6 protein-coding genes are annotated in these 6,139 nt (G+C 74.0%); 1 reads left to right on the top strand and 5 read right to left on the bottom strand.

The features are described from left to right. Nucleotides 1-65: 65 nt before the first annotated feature. The 5 genes from fabF to ACFRCR_RS15715 form a co-directional block, all read right to left on the bottom strand. Nucleotides 66-1,310 carry a beta-ketoacyl-ACP synthase II gene (gene fabF, locus ACFRCR_RS15735; RefSeq protein WP_377678813.1) on the bottom strand — a complete coding sequence of 415 codons (1,245 nt, stop codon included), beginning with the start codon at nucleotides 1,308-1,310 and terminating at the stop codon, nucleotides 66-68. Between the two features lie 110 nt (nucleotides 1,311-1,420). After that, entirely contained in the window at nucleotides 1,421-1,669 is a 249-nt protein-coding gene (locus ACFRCR_RS15730; protein WP_030151686.1) for an acyl carrier protein, read from the bottom strand. A 138-nt stretch (nucleotides 1,670-1,807) separates the two neighbouring features. Next, nucleotides 1,808-2,815 (bottom strand): beta-ketoacyl-ACP synthase III, encoded by a 1,008-nt coding sequence (locus ACFRCR_RS15725; protein ID WP_377678811.1) that lies wholly within the window; start codon nucleotides 2,813-2,815, stop codon nucleotides 1,808-1,810. Next, nucleotides 2,812-3,849, bottom strand: a complete 1,038-nt coding sequence (locus tag ACFRCR_RS15720; RefSeq protein ID WP_377678809.1) for an ACP S-malonyltransferase — start codon at nucleotides 3,847-3,849, stop codon at nucleotides 2,812-2,814. Before ACFRCR_RS15720 ends, ACFRCR_RS15725 begins: the two co-directional genes overlap by 4 nt. A gap of 230 nt (nucleotides 3,850-4,079) precedes the next feature. After that, a complete protein-coding gene (locus ACFRCR_RS15715; protein WP_377678814.1) occupies nucleotides 4,080-5,192 on the bottom strand; it encodes a PucR family transcriptional regulator in 1,113 nt (370 codons plus the stop codon). Nucleotides 5,193-5,347: 155 nt separating this feature from the next. On the opposite strand from ACFRCR_RS15715, the gene ACFRCR_RS15710 reads away from it, so the two are divergent. Continuing rightward, nucleotides 5,348-6,034, top strand: coding sequence for a hypothetical protein (locus ACFRCR_RS15710; RefSeq protein WP_138824139.1), 687 nt, complete (start codon nucleotides 5,348-5,350; stop codon nucleotides 6,032-6,034). Nucleotides 6,035-6,139 lie beyond the last annotated feature (105 nt).

Below are 6,139 nucleotides of genomic sequence, written 5' to 3'. Positions count from 1 at the left end.
GTGCGGACCAGGTCCGCACCACCGCCGGGCGTCGTCAGGTCTCCGGGCTCACGCCCCGGAGGCGGTCAGGCGTTCGTCACCACGAGGGCCACGTTGTGCCCGCCGAACCCGAACGAGTTGTTGATCGCGGCGATGTCGCCCGCGGGAAGCTCGGCCGGGACGTCGCGCACCAGGGGGACCTGGAGCTCGGGGTCCGGCTGCGCCACGTTGATCGTCGGGGGAGCCAGGCGCTCGTGCACGGCCTTGACGGTGAAGATGGTCTCGAGCGCGCCCGCACCACCCAGCAGGTGGCCCGTCATGGACTTGGTCGCCGAGAGCAGGACGTGGTCCGCGTCGTCGCCCAGCACGGTCCGGATCGAGCGGGTCTCGGTGAGGTCGCCGACCTTGGTCGAGGTCGCGTGGGCGTTGACGTGCACGACGTCGCGCGCCTCGACCTGCGCCTCGGCGAGCGCGCGAGTCATCGCCGCGACCTGGCCGCGGCCCTCGGGGTCCGGGGAGGTGATGTGGTACGCGTCGGCCGACAGGCCCACGCCGCCGATCCGGGCGTAGACGCGTGCGCCGCGGGCCGCGGCGTGCTCGGCGCTCTCCAGCACGACGACGCCCGCACCTTCGCCGATGACGAAGCCGTCACGGTCGACGTCGTAGGGGCGCGAGGCCCCCTGAGGGTCGTCGTTGCGCAGCGAGAGCGTGCGCGAGGCCGCGAACGCGGCGATCGGCATGGGGTGGATCGTGGCCTCGGTACCGCCGGCCACGACGACGTCGGCACGACCCGCGCGGATCATGTCGATGCCGTAGCCGATGGCCTCGGCGCCTGACGCGCAGGCCGAGACGAGCGCGTGCGCACCAGCACGGGCGCCGAACTCGAGCGAGACGTACGCGGCGGGGGAGTTGGGCATGAGCATGGGGACCGTCATGGGCAGCATGCGCCGTGCGCCGCGCTCCTTGAGGGTGTCCCAGCCGTCGAGCGTGGTCCAGATGCCGCCGATGCCCGACGACACGACCGCGCCCAGGCGGTCGCCGTCGACCTCGGGGCTGCCCGCGTCGGCCCAGGCCTCGCGCGCCGCGATCATCGCGTACTGCGTCGAGGGGTCCATGCGCTTGATCTCGGGGCGCGGGAGGACGTCCTCCGGCTTGACCTTGATCTGGGCGGCGAACGTCACCGGGATCTCGTAGCGCTCGGCCCAGTCGTTCTCGAGCGGGCGGGCGCCGGACTGCCCGGCGAGGGCGGCGGCCCACGTGGAGGCCACGTCCCCACCGAGCGGCGTGGTGGCGCCGAGGCCGGTGACGACGACTTCGCGGAGGGAGGTCATGGCAGCTCCAGGTGTCTGAGGGGGAAGAGAAGGGGGGCGGGCAGGCCGGCGGTTCGTCGACCGCCGGCCCGCACCGGCCAGGTCCGCGGGACCTGGCGCAGATCAGAAGATCAGGCCTGCGCGCCCGTGATGAAGGACACGGCGTCGCCGACGGTCGCGAGGTTCTTGACCTCTTCGTCGGGGATGCGGACGCCGAACTTGTCCTCGGCGTGCGTGACGATCGTCATCATCGACAGCGAGTCGATGTCGAGGTCGTCCGTGAAGGACTTCTCGGCGAGGACGGCGTCCGTGGGGAGGCCGGTCTCTTCGCTGACGATCTCCGCGAGACCAGCGAGGACTTCCTGCTCGGTGTAAGCCATGGGGTTTCTCCTTGTGATGGGTGCCGGGGCCGTCCGGCACCGGGAACTTGCTGTGGAACGGTGGAAAGGTCGTGCGTCGCCCGCCCCTGGACGGACCGCGGGGAGCGCGGTCCGGGGGACGGACAGGATGATTCTCCCCTACGGGAGGACGATCACCTGCGCCGCGTAGACGAGCCCGGCGCCGAACCCGATCTGCAGCGCGAGGTCTCCCGACCTCGCGAGCCCCTCGGCGAGCAGACGCTCGGTCGCGAGCGGGATCGAGGCGGCCGAGGTGTTGCCGGTCTCCGCGATGTCGCGCGCGACCGCGACGGACTCGGGCAGGCCGAGCTGCTTGATCATCTGGTCGATGATGCGCATGTTGGCCTGGTGCGGGATGAACGCCTGGACGTCCTGCGCGGTCACGCCGGCCGCGGCGAGCGCCTTCTCGGCGATCGGTGCCATCTGGAACGCGGCCCACTTGAAGACGGTCTGCCCGTCCTGACGCAGGGTCGGCCACCCCAGCTCGGGGTGCTCGCGCAGGTCCGACCACGCGTGGGTCTGGCGGATCGCGGGAGCCTTGCCGCCGTCCGAGCCCCAGATCGTCGGGCCGATACCGGGGGTGTCCGACGGGCCGACGACCGCGGCGCCCGCGCCGTCGCCCAGCAGGAACGAGATGGTGCGGTCCGTCGGGTCCACGAAGTCGCTCATCTTCTCGGCACCCACCACGAGGACGTGCTGTGCGGCGCCCGAGCGGACCAGGGCGTCGGCCTGCGCGATGCCGTAGGCGTAGCCGGCGCACGCGGCCGAGACGTCGAACGCGGCCGCGGGGGTCGCGCCGATCCGGTCCGCGAGCACCGCCGCGGCGGCGGGCGTCTGGTGGAAGTAGGTCGTGGTCGCGAACAGGACCGCGTCGATGTCGGCACCCGTCAGGCCCGCGGACGCGATCGCCTTGAGCGCCGCGGCCTCCGCCAGGTCGATCACGTCGACCCCTGCGTCCGCACGACGGCGCGTGACGATGCCGGTCCGCTGACGGATCCACTCGTCGGACGAGTCGATCGGCCCGGCGAGGTCGTCGTTCGTCACGACGTTCTCGCCGCGGACGCCGCCGATGCCGAGGACGCGCGAGTACTCCGCCCCTGCGGCCTGACGGATGGTCAGCGCGCTCACGCGGTGGTCTCCCCGGGGGCGACCGCGCCGTGGGGAGCATCGCCTGCACCGGCGGCCGTCGAGGTGCCCGCTGCGTCGCTGTGACGCGCGACGAGGTCACGGGCCTTGTCGATGTCCGCGGTGGACTTGACCGCGACCGTCTCGACACCGGGAAGCGTGCGGCGTGCGAGGCCCGTGAGGACCCCGCCCGGCGCGAGCTCGAGGATCGCGGTCACGCCGAGCGCCGCGAGCGTCTCCTGGCACAGGTCCCAGCGGACCGGGGCCGCGATCTGGGCCGTGAGGCGCGAGAGCACGTCCTCCTTGAGCCCGAACAGGCCACCGGACTCCGCGCCCGAGATGCTCGCGTACGCGGCGCCGTCGGCGTTCGACAGGTACGGCAGGCGCGGGTCCGTGGCGTCCCACCCGGCGGCGACCGGGGCGAACGCGTCGAGCGCGGGCTGCATGAACGGCGTGTGGAACGCGCCCGCGACCTGGAGCGGGATCACGCGCGCCTTGGCGGGCGGGTTCGCGCCCAGGGCTGTGATGCCCTCGAGCGAGCCCGCGGCGACGACCTGGCCACCTCCGTTGACGTTCGCCGGCCACAGGCCTGCGGCCTCGATCGCCGCGAGGACCTCCTCGGCGTCGCCGCCCACGACGGCGGCCATGCCGGTCGGGGTCGCGGCGGCGGCCTCGGCCATGAAGCGCGCGCGGGCCGTCACGAGGCCCACCGCGGCGGCGTCCTCGAACACGCCCGCGACCGCAGCGGCGGCGAACTCGCCGACCGAGTGGCCCGCCGTCACGTCGGCGACCTCGCACGTGTCGCGGCCGTCGAGGATCGCACGCAGCGCGATCAGCGAGGCCGACACGATGAGCGGCTGGGCCACCGCGGTGTCACGGATGGTGTCGGCGTCCGACTCGGTGCCGTGGGCACGCAGGTCGAGGCCGGACGCGGCGGAGAACGCGTCGAGCTGCGCGGGGACCCCGGGCAGCTCGAGCCAGGGGGCGAGCATTCCGGGGGACTGGGAGCCCTGTCCAGGGCACAAGACGGCTAGCACCCGTCAACTGTGTCAACCAGGTCACCCGCCGTGACGTCACGACGCGCACCAACCTTGTCCAGGCCGTTTGTGCCGAACCTACAAGAGACGCACGACGGCACCGCTCACGACGAGGCACCGCTCACGACGAGGCGCCGCTCACCGCGAGGCGTCCCGACCGCGAGGCGCTCGCCGCGGGCCACCGGGTCCGGTGCCCGGTACAGGCGGCGCACACGGGCCCGGAGCGGCCCTCAGCGAACCGAGGGCCCCGCGGAGAGCTGCCCGAGGGCGAGCGCGACCTGGAGCACGAACGACTCGCGGGCGTCGAGCGGGTCCCAGCCCGTGATCTCGGCGACCTTGCGCAGGCGGTAGCGGACCGTGTTGGGGTGCACGTAGAGGCTGCGTGAGGCGGCCTCGAGCGAGCGGCCCGTGCCGAGGTACGCCGACAGGGTCTCGAGGATCGCGCCCGTGCTCTCCAGCAGCGGGCGGTACGCCTGGACGACGAGCGTGCGGCGGGCCGTGGTGTCGCCCGTCAGGACGCGCTCGGGCAGCAGGTCGTCCGCGAGGACCGGGCGCGGGGCCTGGGGCCAGGCGGGGGCCGCGGCCAGGCCGGCGAGCGCGGCCTGGGCCGAGCGGGCGGCGTCGTCGAGCGAGGGGACCGTAGGACCGATCACGACAGGTCCGGGACCGAACCGGGGGAGCAGCGAGGCGGCCGCGGCCTGCAGGTCGCCCGCCCCGCCCAGAACGAGGACGAGCCGGTCGCCGTGGATCCCGACGAGAGCGTCCCCGGCGGCGCGCCGGGTCGCGCGGCGCAGCTCGGCCGTGCGCAGGTCGTCGAGCGCCGACGTCGCGGTCCCCACCATGACCAGCGTGGATCCCTGCCCGCCCCAGCCGAGGGCCGAGACGCGCGAGCGCAGCGAGTCGTCGCCGTCGCCGCGGATGAGCGCGTCCACGATCAGGGCCTCGAGGCGGGCGTCCCACGCTCCGCGGACCTCGGCGGCACGCGCGTAGACCTCGGCGGCCGAGAACGCGACCTCGCGCGAGTAGCGCAGCACGGCCTCGCGCAGGTCCCGCTCCCCGCCGGGGATCGCGAGGCGGTCCGAGTACGCCTCGACGACCTCGACGACGATGCGCACGAGCTGGAGGGTGTGCTGCAGGGAGATCGACCGGGTCAGCTCCGAGGGTGCCGCGGCGAAGATCTCGCTCACGCCGTGCGGCGGGGAGGCCGGGTTGGCGTACCAGGTCACGAACGCGGTGATGCCCGACTGGGCGACGAGCCCCACGTACGAGCGGTCCTCGGCGGGCAGCGCCCGGTACCACGGGAGGTCCTCGTCGAGACGCCGCAGGGCGGCGGCGGCAAGCATCCCGCTGCCGTCCCGAAGTCGCTGCAGGTTGTCGGTGTTCCCCGTGATCGGCACGCCCTGAGCATACGGCGTCGTTGTGGGGAGTCCACAAAACCTGGACCCGCGCTGCGTGATCCTCCGGGGGCGAGCCGCACCGGAGCCGCTAGTGTCGATCCATGGCCTTGATGCCCCGACTCCGACAGCTCATGCGACGCCCGTCCTCGGCGTCGACCGTGGGTGCGCGCCGCCCCACCAGCGCCGAGCGCCGCGGCGACACCGTGCACGAGGACGCCCTGCGCGCGATGCTCGTCGACGACCCCAACGACGAGCGGGCCTTCCAGGCGCTCGCGGAGATCGTCCGACGGCGCGCGGCCGAGTCGCACGTGTCGGCCGACCCGCTCGCGGCGCCGGCCGACGAGAGCGAGAAGCAGCGCGCCGCCGACCTCGCGGTCTGGGCGCTCGCGGAGGAGCTCGCGGGCCACCCGCGCGGGTGGTACCCGCTCGTCGAGCTGGGCAGGCTCTCGCTCGAGGACGACCAGGAGGCGGCGCTGCGCCGGTTCGCGACGGCTGCCGAGCGTGACCCGTCGGGCCTGGCGCTCGCCGAGAGCATGGAGATCCTGCGCGAGGCGGGGCTGCCGGTCGAGGCGCTGGGGCTCGGGGTGGGGCACTGGCGGGCCAAGGAGCACACGCCCGCCGCGGGCCGCCAGCTCGTCCTGGCCGCGATCGAGGCCGACCGCATCTTCGAGGCCAAGCACCACCTGGCGTCCCTCGCGATGCACCCGGACGCGGCGCTCGTCGCCCCGCTCCAGTCCGAGCTCACGCTCGCGATCGCGCAGGCCGAGCAGCACCGCTCGGGCACGTAGTCGCTCGCGTCCCGACGCCGCCGCTCGCCCGAGCGCCCGGCGGCGCAGCCCGCGAGGTTCGCCGCGTCGACAGACCCCACGAACGCCGACGGCGCCGCTCACCTC

This window comes from Oerskovia sp. NPDC056781 (assembly GCF_042789955.1).
Lineage (GTDB): Bacteria > Actinomycetota > Actinomycetes > Actinomycetales > Cellulomonadaceae > Oerskovia > Oerskovia rustica.
Note: the sequence above shows the minus strand (reverse complement) of the source record. Positions and strands in the feature narration are given on the sequence as shown.

Coding starts and splice junctions, on each gene's coding strand:
- fabF (WP_377678813.1), bottom strand. CDS start 1,310: ATGACCTCCCTCCGCGAAGTCGTCGTCACCGGCCTCGGCGCCACCACG.
- ACFRCR_RS15730 (WP_030151686.1), bottom strand. CDS start 1,669: ATGGCTTACACCGAGCAGGAAGTCCTCGCTGGTCTCGCGGAGATCGTC.
- ACFRCR_RS15715 (WP_377678814.1), bottom strand. CDS start 5,192: ATGCTTGCCGCCGCCGCCCTGCGGCGTCTCGACGAGGACCTCCCGTGG.
- ACFRCR_RS15710 (WP_138824139.1), top strand. CDS start 5,348: ATGGCCTTGATGCCCCGACTCCGACAGCTCATGCGACGCCCGTCCTCG.